The 14,668-nt window shown below is 59.7% G+C and carries 14 protein-coding genes; 7 read left to right on the top strand and 7 right to left on the bottom strand.

Features of this window, described 5'->3' with window-relative positions:
• Positions 1–55: 55 nt before the first annotated feature.
• Together F8N85_RS24555 and F8N85_RS24550 are read right to left on the bottom strand one after the other, a co-directional pair.
• Positions 56–1,819: an L-lactate permease gene (locus F8N85_RS24555; RefSeq protein ID WP_150806102.1), complete on the bottom strand. Its 1,764-nt coding sequence runs from the start codon at positions 1,817–1,819 to the stop codon at positions 56–58.
• A 197-nt stretch (positions 1,820–2,016) separates the two neighbouring features.
• A complete protein-coding gene (locus F8N85_RS24550) occupies positions 2,017–2,622 on the bottom strand; it encodes a DJ-1/PfpI family protein (RefSeq protein WP_150806101.1) in 606 nt (201 codons plus the stop codon).
• 152 nt (positions 2,623–2,774) lie between these two features.
• On the opposite strand from F8N85_RS24550, the gene F8N85_RS24545 reads away from it, so the two are divergent.
• Positions 2,775–4,109 (top strand): PLP-dependent aminotransferase family protein, encoded by a 1,335-nt coding sequence (locus F8N85_RS24545; RefSeq protein WP_150806100.1) that lies wholly within the window; start codon positions 2,775–2,777, stop codon positions 4,107–4,109.
• A gap of 682 nt (positions 4,110–4,791) precedes the next feature.
• Here F8N85_RS24545 and F8N85_RS24535 read toward each other — a convergent pair.
• Complete coding sequence (locus F8N85_RS24535; RefSeq protein WP_150806098.1) at positions 4,792–5,253, bottom strand: MarR family winged helix-turn-helix transcriptional regulator; 462 nt, start codon at positions 5,251–5,253, stop codon at positions 4,792–4,794.
• 474 nt (positions 5,254–5,727) lie between these two features.
• Positions 5,728–6,180: an Ohr family peroxiredoxin gene (locus F8N85_RS24525; protein WP_150806097.1), complete on the bottom strand. Its 453-nt coding sequence runs from the start codon at positions 6,178–6,180 to the stop codon at positions 5,728–5,730.
• Positions 6,181–6,539: 359 nt separating this feature from the next.
• On the opposite strand from F8N85_RS24525, the gene F8N85_RS24520 reads away from it, so the two are divergent.
• The 5 genes from F8N85_RS24520 to F8N85_RS24500 all read left to right on the top strand — a co-directional run bounded on the left by F8N85_RS24520 (position 6,540) and on the right by F8N85_RS24500 (position 9,768).
• Positions 6,540–7,376: an AraC family transcriptional regulator gene (locus F8N85_RS24520; protein ID WP_150806096.1), complete on the top strand. Its 837-nt coding sequence runs from the start codon at positions 6,540–6,542 to the stop codon at positions 7,374–7,376.
• A gap of 106 nt (positions 7,377–7,482) precedes the next feature.
• On the top strand, positions 7,483–8,079 hold the full coding sequence (locus tag F8N85_RS24515) for a LysE family translocator (protein WP_150806095.1): 597 nt from the start codon (positions 7,483–7,485) through the stop codon (positions 8,077–8,079).
• Positions 8,080–8,263: 184 nt separating this feature from the next.
• A complete protein-coding gene (locus F8N85_RS24510; protein WP_150806094.1) occupies positions 8,264–8,593 on the top strand; it encodes a hypothetical protein in 330 nt (109 codons plus the stop codon).
• Between the two features lie 157 nt (positions 8,594–8,750).
• Positions 8,751–9,197, top strand: a complete 447-nt coding sequence (locus F8N85_RS24505; protein ID WP_150806093.1) for a cupin domain-containing protein — start codon at positions 8,751–8,753, stop codon at positions 9,195–9,197.
• 112 nt (positions 9,198–9,309) lie between these two features.
• A complete protein-coding gene (locus F8N85_RS24500; RefSeq protein WP_150806092.1) occupies positions 9,310–9,768 on the top strand; it encodes a hypothetical protein in 459 nt (152 codons plus the stop codon).
• Between the two features lie 211 nt (positions 9,769–9,979).
• Here F8N85_RS24500 and F8N85_RS24495 read toward each other — a convergent pair whose 3' ends face one another.
• Positions 9,980–11,395 carry a purine-cytosine permease family protein gene (locus F8N85_RS24495; protein ID WP_150806091.1) on the bottom strand — a complete coding sequence of 472 codons (1,416 nt, stop codon included), beginning with the start codon at positions 11,393–11,395 and terminating at the stop codon, positions 9,980–9,982.
• A 373-nt stretch (positions 11,396–11,768) separates the two neighbouring features.
• Here F8N85_RS24495 and F8N85_RS24490 point away from each other — a divergent pair, with 373 nt between their 5' ends.
• Positions 11,769–12,680: a LysR family transcriptional regulator gene (locus tag F8N85_RS24490; protein ID WP_150806090.1), complete on the top strand. Its 912-nt coding sequence runs from the start codon at positions 11,769–11,771 to the stop codon at positions 12,678–12,680.
• Positions 12,681–12,702: 22 nt separating this feature from the next.
• Here F8N85_RS24490 and argE read toward each other — a convergent pair whose 3' ends face one another.
• Together argE and F8N85_RS24480 are read right to left on the bottom strand one after the other, a co-directional pair.
• On the bottom strand, positions 12,703–13,851 hold the full coding sequence (gene argE, locus F8N85_RS24485; protein ID WP_150806089.1) for an acetylornithine deacetylase: 1,149 nt from the start codon (positions 13,849–13,851) through the stop codon (positions 12,703–12,705).
• Positions 13,848–14,525, bottom strand: a complete 678-nt coding sequence (locus F8N85_RS24480) for a DUF1028 domain-containing protein (protein ID WP_150806088.1) — start codon at positions 14,523–14,525, stop codon at positions 13,848–13,850. The genes argE and F8N85_RS24480 overlap by 4 nt, the downstream gene beginning before the upstream one ends.
• Positions 14,526–14,668: the final 143 nt, after the last annotated feature.

The following is a 14,668-nucleotide window of genomic DNA, read 5'->3' as shown; positions in this document are numbered from 1 at the left end:
GCAGCTGCTACGAGAGCCCCGTCCTTGGGCCGAGAAAATCAACCACGTCGCGTCATCAAGGCCCGCCCACCACCATATGGCTGAAGGGCACCACATACGCCTGCAACGTCACCAGCCCACCGACCAGAATGGCCAGGATGATGGAGTGGAAAAACACATAACGCAGGATTTCCCCTTCATGGCCGTACCAGCGGGTGGCGGTGGAGGCCACCACGATCGACTGGGCGTCGACCATCTTGCCCATGACCCCGCCGGAACTGTTGGCGGCGGCCATCAATACCGGGCTGATCCCCAGTTGCTCGGCGGTCACCCGTTGCAGGCCGCCGAACAGTACGTTGGAGGCCGTGTCCGAGCCGGTCAAGGCCACGCCGAGCCAGCCGAGGAGGGTGCCGAACAAGGGGTAGAAGATGCCGGTGGCGGCGAAGGCCAGGCCCATGGTGGCGTCAAGGCCGGAGTAGCGGGTGAGAAAGCCGAGGGCGAGCATGGCCACGATCGTAATGAGCGAGTAACGCACCACCCACAGCGTTCGCAGGTATTGGTGGATCAGTTGCGGGATGGAATAACCCATCAGCAATCCACCCAGGATCGCCGCCAGCAGGATGCCGCTACCGGTGCTGGTGAACCAGTTGAACTTGTAGACCGCTTCCTCGGTTTTGGCCGCGGGCACCACGGGCGGAACCTTCTCGATCTGCTGGTGAATGGTGGTGAAGGTCAGGGTCGGGGCGAAGATCGGGTTCGCTTCGCGCATCGGCTTGCCCTGGGGATCGAGCTTGGCCGAGCTGGTTTGCGGATCTACAGCCTGCCGGGTATCGAACATGTTTTTGAAGCTCTGGGTGCCCCAGGCGAAGACGAAGACCGTGAGGATGATCCACGGCATCCAGGCGCGCATGACCGCGGGTTTGACATCGCTGGCAAAGGTCGCGCTGGCCACGGGTTGTTCGTCATGCTCCTCAGCTATTTTGGAGTTGTCGACCCGCCCGGACAGGGCTGCGGAGGTATGCACGGTGGCCGGCTTCCAGACCCTGAGGAAACCGGTCAGGCTGGCCATGGAAATCAGCGCGGCGATCACGTCCACCAGCATCGGCCCGTGGTAGTTGGACACGAGGAACTGCGGCACGGCGAAGCTGACCCCGGCGACCAGGATCGCCGGCCAGATTTCCAGCATCTTGCGCCAGCCGGCGAAGGCCCAGATCAACCAGAACGGCACGATCACCGAGAAGAACGGCAATTGCCGGCCGACCATCATCGACAGCTCCATTTCATCCAGCCCGGTCACCTTGGCCAGGGTGATGATGGGCGTGCCCAGGGCGCCGAATGCCACGGGCGCGGTATTGGCGATCAACGCCAGGCCGGACGCGGCCAGGGGCGAGAAGCCCAACCCGATCAAAATGGCCCCGGTGACCGCCACGGGCGTGCCGAAGCCGGCAGCCCCTTCGAAGAAAGCCCCGAAGCAGAAGGCAATCAGCAGCAATTGCAGACGGCGATCGTCGGTGATGCGCGTCAGGGAGTCTTGCAGCACCTTGAACGAGCCGTTCTCGGTGGTAAGCCGATGCAGGAAGATGATGTTGAGCACGATCCAGCCAATCGGCAGCAGGCCGTTGGCGGCGCCATACAGCGCGGCTGAGCCCGCCATGTTCGCGGGCATGCCGAAGGCGAAGATCGCGATCAGCAAGGCCGACGTAAGAGCCAGCAGCGCCGCCAGATGCGCCTTGATATGGAAAAACGCCAGGGCTGCCAGCATCACCACCACCGGCACTGCCGCCAGGATGGTCGATAGCACCGAGTTACCGAAGGGGTCGTAGATTTGCTGCCAGACCATGTTCCACCTCTGCTTTTTATTGTTCAGTGCAGGCCCCGGGGGGTAGGTGGCTTGTAGTATAGGTGGCATTGCGCTGTTGTCCGGGCAGGTCCCATCGCCCATGAATGCTTGCGTGCGGGGCGTGAGACCTCAGGCTCGTTTGGCAGCGCTTCGTTGACTCTCCTCGGACGCTGCGTTCAGCTTTTCCTGCCAGAGACTTATTCGTTGTGCAGGTAAGGCGTGATATGCCGCATCCCACGCAACACGTAGTCCTCTTTCTCCCCCACCGGCGCGACGTAATGCAGCGCGCTTGCCGCTGCTTCGATACCTTCCAGACGGGCAATAATCCACGCGGCAAGGTATTGCGAGGCAAGACAGCCTCCGGCGGTGGCCACATTGCCTTTCGCAAAAAAAGCCTGGTTAAGCACGTCCACACCCGCTGCCTGAACCCAGGGTTTGGTCGTCAGATCGGTACAGGCGGGAACACCTTCAAGCAGGCCCAGCTTCGCCAATACAAGCGTGCCAGAGCACTGTGCAGCCAACAGCTGTCGCCCTGGATCAAACTGCAACTGCGCCATCAGGGCGGCGTCAGCGACCACCTCACGGGTCTGCATACCGCTGCCAACAATGACCGCATCGGCGTCACTCGCTTCTCGAAGCGTTGCTTGTGATTCGATGACCACCCCATTCATCGAACGAACACGGGCAGTGGGGCTGGCAATCGACACGCGCCAACCCGGCTTCTTGATGCGATTCAGTACACCCAGTGCAATGAGAGAATCGAGTTCGTTGTAGCCTTCGAAGGTCAAAATAGCGATGTGCATGTCGACGCCTTCCTGTGCAAATCGGGTTGAGAAATGACTGCTGCTATCGCCGCTCAAGACGATGGCCGTGATGGCCAAGCGAATCAGTTGCGCAGGAAGATGCTAGGGCTGAGAATCAGTACAATCAAATTATTGTAATGGATACATTGTCCATGGCTCGCTCCCGCTACAAAGTGTTGGTCGATGCCTTTGCTGCCGATATCCAGGCCGGGCGATTGCAGCCCGGCACCCGGCTACCGACACACCGCGAACTCGCGGCCAAGGAGGGGCTGGCCTTGGTGACGGCTACCCGAGTTTATTCAGAGCTTGAGGCTATGGGGCTGGTCAGCGGGGAAGTCGGGCGAGGCACCTTTGTTCGGGAAACCTCGTTACCTCTAGGGCTGGGCATCGACCAGCATGCGCTTGCTTCAGGCCTCCTCGATCTCAACTTTAACTACCCCTCTGTGCCTGGCCAGGCCGAGTTGCTCCGAGGTGCACTGCGCCAACTGGCGATTTCCGGCGACATGGAGGCCATGCTGCGCTATCAACCGCATGCCGGGCGCAAGCATGAGCGGGCCATGGTGGCGCGCCATCTCGAGTGTCGCGGGTTGGCCGTGTGCGAGGATCAAGTGTTAATCGTGAGTGGAGCACAGCATGGGCTGGCGGCCACTGTCATGGCGTTGCTTCGCCCCGGTGACGTGGTGGCGACCGACGCTTTGACCTATCCAGGATTCAAACTGCTTGCGCAGTCATACCGCCTCGAACTGGCAGCCATTCCTTCGGCAGGCCATGAGCCCGACCTGGATGCTCTGGAACTGCTGTGCAAGAGCCGGCGAGTACGTGCCGTGTACACGATGCCGACACTGCACAACCCGCTGGGATGGGTGACCAGCCTGCAATGGCGACTCAGGATGGTAGCGATAGCCCGTGAATACGGTCTGCTGATTATCGAGGATGCGGCCTATGCTTTTTTGGCAGAGGATCCATCCCCGCCATTGGCGACACTCGCGCCAGAAACAACCGTGTACGTCTCAGGATTTTCCAAAAGTATTGCCACCGGGATTCGCGTTGGATGTGTGGCAGCGCCCACTCAATGGGTGGGCGCGATTGAACGTATCATCAGGGCCACCACCTGGAACACACCCAGCGTCATGACGGCTATCGCCTGTGGCTGGCTTGAGGATGGCACTGTCACCCGACTGGAGGAAGAGAAGCGTCGCGATGCCAGGGCTCGTCAATCAATCGCCAACGCAGCCCTCTCGGGACTCCCCTGCATCAGCCACCACGCCTCCTATTTTGTCTGGCTACCTTTGGGGGAAGAGGTTCGAGCCGACCAGGTAGCGGCGGCGCTTATGCGCGAGCAGGTTTCGGTATCGACTGCCGAACCGTTTGCGACGTCTGCCCATGTCCCCCATGCGATCCGCCTGGCGCTAGGATCGGTATCGCTAGCCGCGCTCCAGGAAGCGCTCGAAAAGGTCAAGCGGGTGGTTGATTCATACCCGTATTAGCCCGGCGAGCTATCCATGAAGCCACCTCCCGTAGGGGGTTTGAGAAAATACCTGGTCGGAGCCTGAGCGCCTGTCGCTATCGCTCGAGCTCGTTGAGCACCCCATGCCAGAGCGCTGGTAACCGTTTCATCATGCATCAGCGGGTAATACTCCTCGGCGACAATCGCCCCGCTTTGTGCATATACCCCGATAAAGAGTTGGGTCGCGCCCGAACGTGAGAGCCGAGCCAGAACATCCATTTCGACACCGTCGCTCAGACTCTCTTGATGAGATTTTTCGGGTAGCTGGTGATCGGCCCAGGCCCAATATTCGCTCCCTCTTACACGCATGACTCGTTCCCTCATGGCTGAAATGCTCTGATGGCGTTATAGAGTCAAAGTAGTATCAAGCAGCGGTAAACAGAAATTGAATCGTGCTATGGCGAACCCTTTCGGGAACTGGAAAATTGGCGCCAAATCGACGCTGACTTGAAGTGCAACCAAACTCGGAATTTGACTTGAGCATTCCAGGGTTCGTCGGCCTCATCCAGCTCTGAACGGTTGGCCACGAGTGGTGACAAATGACAGTCGACTTTCGAGCCAAAGCGTTCGGACGCCCGCCACAAAAGCAGGCCGTCCCGTATGCACGCCTGGCAGGATCGTTGCGTCGCGAAGGGGATTGCGTCATTGCGGCCGGCAAGCGCTCATTCCCCGGCTTTACCCGACTGGATGAGATTGTTGCGCAGCTTCGCGACCGACTTCTGCATTTGCGTGAATTCGTCCGGCGTCAGGCCCGTCGCGTCGGAGAGGCCCATTTCCGGGCGGCCTTCGCGCAGCCGTCGACCGTTCTTCGTCAGGCTGATCCGCACCTGGCGCTCGTCCTCGGGATCGCGCTGGCGCTGCAGATAACCCATAGCCTCCAGCTTCTTGAGGATCGGCGTAAGCGTGTTTGATTCGAGGAACAGCTTTTCGCCCAGGCTGCCGACGGTCTGATTGTCTTCCTCCCATAGCGCAACGATGGTGATGTATTGCGTATAGGTAAGCCCAAGCTGCTCGAGTATCGGCTTGTAGGCCTTGCCGAAGGCCAGGTTCGTGGAATAGACCGCAAAACACAGGAAGTCAGAGAGCTTCAGGTCCGCGGGGAGCGTCTTGTCGGTGGGTTTCATGTGCATCCTCTTGGCCAAAGTCTGATGTTTCGCAAGCGTGAAATATACATCGTATGCGATTGTGTCGGAAGAGCTCTAACTGTCGGCGGCGGTTACGTGGCGTAGGTATCTACACACTTTTCTAGGGCTGCCGAAAACTGTGGCGAGGGGGCTTGCCCTAATTCCGTTCAGTTAAGCCGTTACGCGAACCGTAGCAGCTGCCGAAGGCTGCGTTCGGCTGCGCAGCAGTCGTAAAATCAGGCGCTGCGGTATTTCAGACAAACCGTGCAAGCAGGATTTACGACTGCTTCGCAGCCGAACGCAGCCTTCGCCAGCTGCTACGCAGGACAGTGTTGAACCTCAGACTCCTTAACTGAACGGAATTAGGGCTTGCCCCCGATCGGCCGGTCCGCGCTCGGGCGAACCGGTTGCTGGCAGTGGAGGCCGGCGGCCGGTTCGACGAGCATGGCAAAGTCGAACCGGTCGCGCGGTGCATCACGCCGTGCGGACATTCAGGGCCACGTCGATGTTGCCTCGAGTCGCCTTCGAGTACGGGCATATTTCGTGCGCTTTGTGCGCTATCGCCGTCGCGACTTCTTGGGCCACGCCCGGTATGCAGACATCGAACCGGGCCTGGATGAAATAGGCCGGACCGGTCTGGCCCAGATCAACCTCGATGTCGACGGACAGATCGGCTGGAAGCGTCACTTTCATCTCCTTGGCGGCTACTCCGACGGCGGCGATGTAACAGGCCGACCAGGCCCCCGCGAACAGTTGTTCGGCGTGTGGGTGCGGCTGGGTGGCGGCGAACACATGCGCCGGCTTCGCGTTTCCGGGCGACGAAAGCTCGATGTCGAGGCTGCCGTTATGGCCACGCGAAGTGTTGCCCGTGTCGCTGAGCGTGGTGTGAGTCTTGCCGGAGGCCAGGACTTTTTCGATCTTGCTCATGGGATGGATCCTCAACAGTTGCGATAGGTAAGAGTTTCTTGACGTATACGATTAGATCGTATGCGATGCAAACAATAATCGCGCCGATGCCAATCGGAGTCAAGGGGTAGTCCTACGCCTCGGCGACGAGTGGTCGGTCGTCTGGACCCGCAATGATCCCGTTGCTGCTTCTGGCCATTTTCCGCCGTTCAGAATCGGTAGCCAGGGATCAACTCCAGCAAAAACCCAACCCCCTCAACCCTCACTCAACCTGCACAAATCTTCTAAACACTGCTCTCCAAACAGCTGTAATTTAGTCCTCCAGCCCCCAAATACTCACTACAACCCTCAACACTCCACCACAACCCCTGGAGCCCTCCGTGGACAACCGCAACTGGATCGAGCTTTCCCAGGATGCCGATACCGGGATCGAGTCAATCCGCGCCCATTTCCAGAGCCATGCCTACGACCCCCACTGGCACGACAGCTTCCTGGTCGGTGTCACCGAGCAAGGCGTGCAGCAGTTCAATTGCCGGCGCGTTCGCCACTTCAGCACGCCAGGCAAGGTGTTCATGCTTGAGCCGGGGGAAATCCACGATGGGCATGCGCCGACCGAGGAGGGGTTTACCTATTCCATGCTGTACCTCGATCCGCACTGGTTGGAGCGGGAAATGCACGCGTTGTTCGAGCACGCGCCGGCCAACAGTCAGCCGGGTTTTGCCGACACCCTGAGTCAGGACCCTGGCTTGGCCACCGCCATTTACCGGGCCTTCCATGCGTTGCATGAGGGTGATTTGCGCATCGTGCGTCAGAGCGCTATCGACGGTTTATTGGGTTCACTCACGCGCCACCTGGATTGGCGCAAGCAGGCGGCCTTTGACCCGCGGCTACCGTTGGTGGCCCAGGTTGCGCGTGACTACCTGCATGCCCATGTCTATGAGGACATCGGGCTGGATGATCTGGCCCGGGTGTGTGGCGTTGATCGTTTTCGCCTGACGCGGGCGTTCAAGTCGGCCTTTGGGCTGGCGCCCCATGCGTATCTGATCCAGCTGCGCCTGGCCAAGGCACGGCAATTGCTGGCGCGGGGCGAGACGCCGGCGCAAGTGGCCAGTGCACTGGGTTTTGCCGATCAAAGCCATTTGGGGCGCTGGTTCCGCCGTGCCTACTGGCTCACGCCGGCAGATTACCGCAAGCGCTGCTCAAACCTTCCAGACTGACACCTGTTTACTCGCGACCATGGGCTCCTGTCTGATCAAGGAGTCCTGCCATGTCTTTTTCGCTGTTGTTTGCTTTCCCGCCAATACGCCGTTGGGCGGGTAAGTGATGGAATCAATGCTGCCTTTTCTGTTGTTTGCCTTCGTGGCCTCGATCACCCCGGGCCCGACCAATATTCTGGTGCTGAGCCACAGTTCGCGGCGGGGGTTGGGCGCTACGTTGCCGATCATCTTTGGCGCCTGCGTGGCCGCGGCGATGATTGTGCTGGCCGTCGGGCTGGGCGTGGGCGAGACACTGCTGCGTTTTCCGCGGGTGCAGGATGCAATGGGCTGGGCCGGGGTGCTCTGGTTGAGTTGGCTGGCCTGGCAAATCTTTCACAACGCGCCGCCGAGCCTGGACCGGGCCGCGCCGCGTGAGGAGGGCATGGGTGTGTTGGGTGCCGCCCTCTTGCAACTCGTCAACCCCAAGGTGTGGATGATGGCGGTGGCGGTAGTGAGCGTGTTTGCCGGGGGTGGCGACAAGACCCTGCGGGTGCTGTTGCTGTCGTTGGTGTTTCTGTTGGTCTCGTTGCCGTGCATGACCCTGTGGGCGTTGCTCGGCGTGGCGAGCGCGCGGGCATTTGGCTCACCACGGACGTTCAAGCGCATGAACCATGCCCTGGGTGTTTTGCTGCTGGTATCGGCCTGGTTGACGGTGTTGGTGTAGAGCGAAGTTTGCCAGGGCAGGGCGAACGAGCGCGTCCCCGGCCCAGCGGGAGCAAGCTCCCTCGCCACAGGTGCATTGTTCGTCTCCAACTCCTTAATTGACTGGCATTGGGCACATTGCTGGAACCTTCGTCTTGGACTTATTGTCGAACTTTCTTTATTTTCAGTAAGTTAGGCGTAGCGGCATGCGGATTTTGGTATTGACCCTGGCAACATGCGTCCTGGCTGGCGCCGCTATTTCGGCACAGGCAAAGGAATTGAGTAAAAACGATCGGTTCGTGTGCAGTTGGGGTTCAGGAATCGCTGGCGTTGCCCAGGAAACGAAGCTTTCCGGAGTGAGTCTGTACGGAGCGCGACGAAAGCTCCAGGCCCGCAAGTTCACTCAGCCCTGGATGCGAATGATGGCGATGGGCATCACCGAACAAACCTATAACAGCAGTTCCCGCATGAAGCCTGCCAGCGTCAAGCAGGCCTACTATGAGGGCTGCATCAAGCATGAGTTGGCGCGCCGTTAGCGCGCAATGCCAGCGGTCTGTACGTGGGGGCTTTTGTATTCTCATGTATCTATTCGGGCCGCGTACACACGTGCTTTAAAAACTCCGCCATTGCGACACATCGCCAATACATGCTGCGAACAAAGTAGGGCCTCCACTACTTTGAAAGGGCATGATCATGCGATGCAATCTTCTCCTGGCCACCACTGCGGTACTCGCCGCAATGGCTGGCTACGCTCAAGCTCAAGAGGTGAAGCCGCTTGCTGAGGCTGGCCATGAGTCGCAGCCGGTAAAAAGCTGGCAGACCGGTATCCAGCGCACGGATCTACTGCGTCAGGACCTGGGCACCGCCGAGCACGAGGTTATCCAGGCACGTGTTGATATCGATCCAGGTGTGGCTTCCCCCAAGCATTCTCATCCTGGCGTGGAGGTTGCCTACGTACTCAAGGGCACGTTCGAGTATCAGCTCGAGGGGCGGGCACCTGTCACGCTTAAAGCGGGTGATTCATTGTTCATCCCCGCTGGCGTTGCGCATGTCGCGAAGAATATCGGTCAGAGCAATGCATCAGAGTTGGCCACCTACATTGTCAAAAAAGGTGAGCCACTGTTAGTGCTGGAGAAGTAAGCGACGTCGACCGAACTTCGCTGTTCGACCCTGCGCATGACACCGACGAGAACCCACGATGTCATGGCATTACCCGCACGAGTTAGCCGTGCACACTATCCGGAGAAATACCATGTCCCGAATCTCGACCAATACCCGTATGGGTTTGATCGCCGTCGCCCTGGTCGGCGGTATTAACCTTACTTCTTCCGCCTTCGCTGCGCAGGCGTTGCCACAGGGGTATCAGCTGGCTTCCGCTACCAAGGCCGCAGAGGGCAAGTGTGGTGAAGGAAAATGCGGCGCCACTGGCGCCAGCGACAAGGTGGCGGAGGCCGAAGGCAAGTGTGGTGAAGGTAAGTGTGGTGACGCTTCCTTTTCGCGCACCGACACCGACGACGACAGCCAGGTTTCGCGCAAGGAGTTCCTGGCCGTGGCGCCAACCCGAGGCGCGGATTTCGAAGTGATCGACGCCGACCACAATGGTTTCCTTTCCGAGGCCGAAACCTATAACTACATGAAGCAAGTCTACCAATCCAACGGCAAGGACGCGCCCGAAGAGCTATTCACGCGTTTAAGCAAAGCCCACGATTGAGTCTGTATTTGTTCCTTAGCTTTCGTTGTGTCTTCAGCGGGAGGAGTGCAGCTTTTCATACGCAGAGCGCACGTTGGGCCAGGTTAATGATCGGTTCAGGTGCCAGGAGGGCGGCTGAACCCTGGTCCTGTCGGTCTCATTCGAACACATTAGGGACAGACCACGATTTTTCCGTTCTGCGGATTTTGAAATCGTGGTCTATCCCGCTGTTTCACATGCCGTTAGCCAGTTTCCCGATAGACAACCGGCGCTTATAGGCGCTGTCGCGGCTGGCCAACCAGAAATACAACGGCGAAGTCACCAATAATCCCACCACCCAGGACAAATCAGCGCCATTGATGTGCTCTGAAATCGGCCCGACATACAACGGCGTGTTCATGAACGGAATCTGCACGGCAATCCCGATCGCATAAGCCAACAGCGCCTGCGGGTTATATCGCCCATAAATCCCGCCATCGACCTGGAATATCGAGTCGATGTCGTACTGACCTTTGTGAATCGCATAGAAGTCGATCAGGTTGATCGCGGTCCACGGCACCAGTACCACCAGCAACACCAGTACCATGTCGACGAAGTGGCCGATGAAGTCGGCGGAGGCGCCGACGGCGGCGAAGCAGCAACCCGCGAGGACGATGACCGAGATGACGGCGCGGCTCTTGGCGGTGGGGATCCAGCGGTGAGCGAAGGTTTGCACCAGGGTGATCAGCGACAGCACGGCGCCGTAGAGGTTGAGGGCGTTGTGGCTGATCACGCTGAGCAGGAACAGCACCAGCATCAATGGGCCAATGGAGCCGGTGGCGAGTTTTACCGCGTCCATGGTGTCCATGCCCACGGGCGTTGCCAGTACCGCGACGGCGCCGAAGATGAACGACAGGCTGGAGCCCAGTGCCGAACCGAGGTAGGTGGTCCAGAACGTTGCGGCGACTGGCACATCCTCCGGCAGGTAGCGCGAGTAGTCCGATACGTAGGGTGCAAAGGCGATTTGCCAGAGCGCTGCCAGCGATACCGTGGCCAACCAGCCGGAAATGTTGAAGCTGCCGCGGGTGAGGAAGTCGGCGGTCTGGACATGGGTCAGGATGTAGCCGAAGCCCAGCACGATGCCAATGCCCAGCACCCAGGTGCCGATACGGTTGAGCACGTGAATGAAGCGGTAGCCAATGATGCCGATGATGCCCGAACCGAGGGCGCCGATGACAATGCCCACCGGCACCGGCACGCTATCGACCACGCCATGCAGCGATTTGCCGGCGAGGACGATGTTGGAGGCGAAGAAGCCGATGTACATGACCCCGGCGATCAGCACCACCAGTAGCGCGCCGAGCGAGCCGAACTGGGCGCGGCTCTGGATCATCTGCGGAATGCCCATCTGTGGGCCCTGGGCCGAGTGCAGGGCCATCAGCACCCCGCCGACCAGATGCCCGACCAGTATGGCGACAATGCCCCACACCAGGTTCAGCTGAAACAGTTGCACACCCAGAGCACCGGTGACGATGGGCAACGGCGCGATGTTGCCACCGAACCAGAGCGTGAACAGGTCTCTTACCTTTCCATGGCGATCTTCGGGAGGCACGTATCCAATCGTGTGTTTTTCGATGAGCGGAGCGGAGGGTGTTGTAGCGGTAACCATGACGAACTCCAAGGCAAAGTGAGTACGTGGACGTACTTCGGTGAGCGCCGCGTGAACGACGCTTTTCTTGTTGGAGTCATCATGTGCAATGCCTTGGGATAGATAAATTATTAAGTTTGTTGCTTCAGACCTTAAAAAAAATATGCCCGCGGTTTTTCCGCCTCCGGTATGTTCAGGCTTGATCGCGGGTCGCCTCAGATCTCTGTAGGAGCTGCCGAAGGCTGCGATCTTATGACTTTGTTTTTCAAGATCAAGATCAAAGGATCGCAGGCTTCGCCAGCTCCTACAGGGACCGTGTGCAGCCATAAGACCGTGTAGGCCATGTGGCTCGGAACGATCTTTTGATCCTGATGTTCTGTTTCTGGAGGTCCGCATGGCCGCATACAACCTGCGACAGCTCAGGTATTTCGTCACCACCGCCGACTGCGGCAGTGTGGCTGAAGCCTCGCGCAAGCTCTACATCGCCCAGCCGTCGGTGTCGACGGCGATCAAACACCTTGAAGAAAGCTTCGGCGTGCAGCTGTTTATCCGGCATCACGCCCAGGGTGTTTCACTGACACCGAGCGGGTCGCGTTTTTACCGAAAAGCGCAGGAACTGCTGCGGGTCGCTCACGAGTTTGAGCAGAATGCCCTCGCGGACAATGATGTGGTGGCGGGGCAGATCGATATTGGCTGCTTTGAAACGGTTGCGCCGCTGTATCTGCCACGGTTGATCGCCGGTTTCAAAGAGCGCTGGCCGGGTGTCGAGATACGGATTCGCGATGGCGAGCAGCAGGAGTTGGTGCAGGCACTCACGGCCGGCAGCATTGATCTGGCGATGCTGTTCGAGCATGACCTGGACAGCACGATCGAGACCGTTGCGCTGATGCCGCCGCAGCAGCCCTACGCCTTGCTGCCGGCGGACCACCGCTTCGCGCAACAGGCGAAGGTATCGCTGCACGATCTGGTGCTGGAGCCGATGATTTTGTTGGACGTGGTGCCGAGCCGAACCTATTTCGTCAGCATTTTTGAAGAGCGCGGGCTGACCCCGCACATCGTGTTCAGCTCACCGTCCATCGAGATGGTCAGGGGCATGGTCGGGCGCGGCTTTGGATTCTCCATCCTGGTCACCAGGCCCTTTGGCGAATACACCTATGACGGGCAAAAAGTCGTGTGTGTACCGCTTGCCGAAACCGTGACCGGCTCGGGCTTGTCAGCGGCCTGGTTGCGTCGGGCGCAACTGACCAAACCGGTGCAGCTGTTCGTTGATCATTGCCGGGAAGAACTGGCCCGGCTGTATACCTGAGCGTCGGGCCGATCATCGCGACTCAGCAGATCGATAACAGCATCCGTTGCAGCATGTCGTCGCAGCCGGTCAATTGCGCCAGGCTGACAAACTCGTCCGGTTTATGCCCCTGGTCCATGCTGCCCGGCCCACAGACCACCGTTGGAATCCCCGCCGCGTCAAACAGCCCGCCCTCGGTTCCGAAAGCCACCGTACCGAACTCCCGGGAGCCGGAAAATGCAGCGATCAGCTCAGCGGCTTCGCTGTGAGTATCGGTAGCCAGACCGGGATACGCCGATAGCTCACTGAAGCGGATAGCGCTCTGATCACTCACGGCGCGCATGCGGGGTAACACTTGCTGCTCGGCATAGGTCTTCAGTTCCTGCGCCACAACGCCTGGGTCCTGTGAGGGCAGCGCGCGGATTTCAAAATCAAAGCGGCAATCGGCGGGGACGATATTCAAGGCCTTGCCGCCGGAGATGACGCCGGTTTGCACCGTGGTAAATGGCGGATCGAAACGGCCGTCGTGATGCTCTGGCGCTTTGAGTCTGTTGCCAATGCGCCCCAGTTCACCGATCAGTTCGGCGGCGTATTCAATGGCATTCACCCCGAGCGGGGCGTACGCCGAATGGCATGCTTCACCGTGAATATCGCAACGCATGGCCAGCTTGCCCTTGTGGCCCAGCACCGGTTTGAGCCCGGTCGGTTCGCCAATGATGCAGAGCATCGGTTTGACCGGGCGCTGTTCGAGCGCTTTCAGCAGCGAGCGGACCCCAAGACAGCCGACTTCTTCATCGTAGGACAGCGCGATATGCACCGGCAGCCGAAGAGGGGCCTTCACCAGGGATGGGACCAAGGCGAGTACGCAGGCGATATAGCCTTTCATGTCCGCTGTGCCGCGGCCGTACAGCTTGCCGTCGCGCTCAGTGAGCTGGAACGCAGGAACGGTCCACGGCTGGCCGTCAACGGGGACCACATCGGTGTGTCCCGACAGCACGATGCCGGGCTGATCCTTCGGGCCGATGGTCGCGAAGAGATTGGCCTTGCTGCACTGCTCGTTGTAGACCAGCTCGCAAGGCACATCGAAGCTTGCGAGGTAGTCCCGGACAAATTCGATGAGGTGCAGGTTTGATTCGCGGCTCGTGGTGTCGAAGGCCACCAACGCTTTCAGCAAATCGAGACTGTTGCTCATCGGTCGTCTCCGGCGACACCGTAGCCAGGCGATTTGTCCGGGGCCAGGGCGCGGTCGATGTAGTCCTGAACCTGCGGGCGATAGGCGTCCCAGATGTTCTCAAGCTGGCCGATCGGATCCTCATCCGCCCAATCGACCCGCAGGTTGATGATCGGCCAGGTCAGCTCGCCGACCACCACCACGGCAGCCGAATGCACCGGCCCGGCTTCGCCGCCCGCCACCACCGCCGCTTTCATCGCCGTGAGCAAGCGATCGGTCAGTTGGCCCTCACCGTTCTCGAACGCCCTGACCATGGCCTCGATCACCGAACGATCCGCCAGCATGTTGCCGGCGGCCACGCATTGTTCGCCTGACACGGCGTTGTGGCTGCCCAAGGTTTCCGAGCCGCTGAAGTGTGCGGTGCGGCCGAGGTGGTCAATCGCGGTGATTTGTCGATATTGGCTGTAGCCGTTGCGGGTCAAGACTTTGTCCAGGGCCTCGGCTGGCGCGAGGCCTTGTTCCATGAGGGCGAGGACTTCCGGGCCGAGTGACGGCAGGGTGATGTTTTGGGTCGATACGGCGCCGACACCGGGAAGCAACCAGGGGCAGCGTGCGCCGACGGCGATGCTTGAGGAACTGATCGCAATGCCGAACTGACCGGTTTCGGGGCAACGTGCGGCGATGGAAAAGGTCATGGTTTTGCTCCTTGTTTAGCCTTGGCGAAAGGGTTGTCTGTGCTGGCGCCATCGCGAGCAAGCTCGCTCCCACACTTGATCACTGTCGTACACAAATCTCTGCCCACTGAAGATCTACTGTGGGAGCGAGCTTGCTCGCGATT

The sequence above is a fragment of the Pseudomonas fluorescens genome (genome assembly GCF_902497875.1).
Taxonomy (GTDB): Bacteria; Pseudomonadota; Gammaproteobacteria; order Pseudomonadales; family Pseudomonadaceae; genus Aquipseudomonas; species Aquipseudomonas fluorescens_BR.
Note: the sequence above shows the minus strand (reverse complement) of the source record. Positions and strands in the feature narration are given on the sequence as shown.

Excerpts from the sequence above, each read along its gene's own strand:
- F8N85_RS24555 (WP_150806102.1), bottom strand. The coding sequence starts at position 1,819 with ATGGTCTGGCAGCAAATCTACGACCCCTTCGGTAACTCGGTGCTATCG.
- F8N85_RS24550 (WP_150806101.1), bottom strand. The coding sequence starts at position 2,622 with ATGCACATCGCTATTTTGACCTTCGAAGGCTACAACGAACTCGATTCT.
- F8N85_RS24545 (WP_150806100.1), top strand. The coding sequence starts at position 2,775 with ATGGCTCGCTCCCGCTACAAAGTGTTGGTCGATGCCTTTGCTGCCGAT.
- F8N85_RS24535 (WP_150806098.1), bottom strand. The coding sequence starts at position 5,253 with ATGAAACCCACCGACAAGACGCTCCCCGCGGACCTGAAGCTCTCTGAC.
- F8N85_RS24525 (WP_150806097.1), bottom strand. The coding sequence starts at position 6,180 with ATGAGCAAGATCGAAAAAGTCCTGGCCTCCGGCAAGACTCACACCACG.
- F8N85_RS24515 (WP_150806095.1), top strand. The coding sequence starts at position 7,483 with ATGGAATCAATGCTGCCTTTTCTGTTGTTTGCCTTCGTGGCCTCGATC.
- F8N85_RS24510 (WP_150806094.1), top strand. The coding sequence starts at position 8,264 with ATGCGGATTTTGGTATTGACCCTGGCAACATGCGTCCTGGCTGGCGCC.
- F8N85_RS24505 (WP_150806093.1), top strand. The coding sequence starts at position 8,751 with ATGCGATGCAATCTTCTCCTGGCCACCACTGCGGTACTCGCCGCAATG.
- F8N85_RS24500 (WP_150806092.1), top strand. The coding sequence starts at position 9,310 with ATGTCCCGAATCTCGACCAATACCCGTATGGGTTTGATCGCCGTCGCC.
- F8N85_RS24495 (WP_150806091.1), bottom strand. The coding sequence starts at position 11,395 with ATGGTTACCGCTACAACACCCTCCGCTCCGCTCATCGAAAAACACACG.
- F8N85_RS24490 (WP_150806090.1), top strand. The coding sequence starts at position 11,769 with ATGGCCGCATACAACCTGCGACAGCTCAGGTATTTCGTCACCACCGCC.
- argE (WP_150806089.1), bottom strand. The coding sequence starts at position 13,851 with ATGAGCAACAGTCTCGATTTGCTGAAAGCGTTGGTGGCCTTCGACACC.
- F8N85_RS24480 (WP_150806088.1), bottom strand. The coding sequence starts at position 14,525 with ATGACCTTTTCCATCGCCGCACGTTGCCCCGAAACCGGTCAGTTCGGC.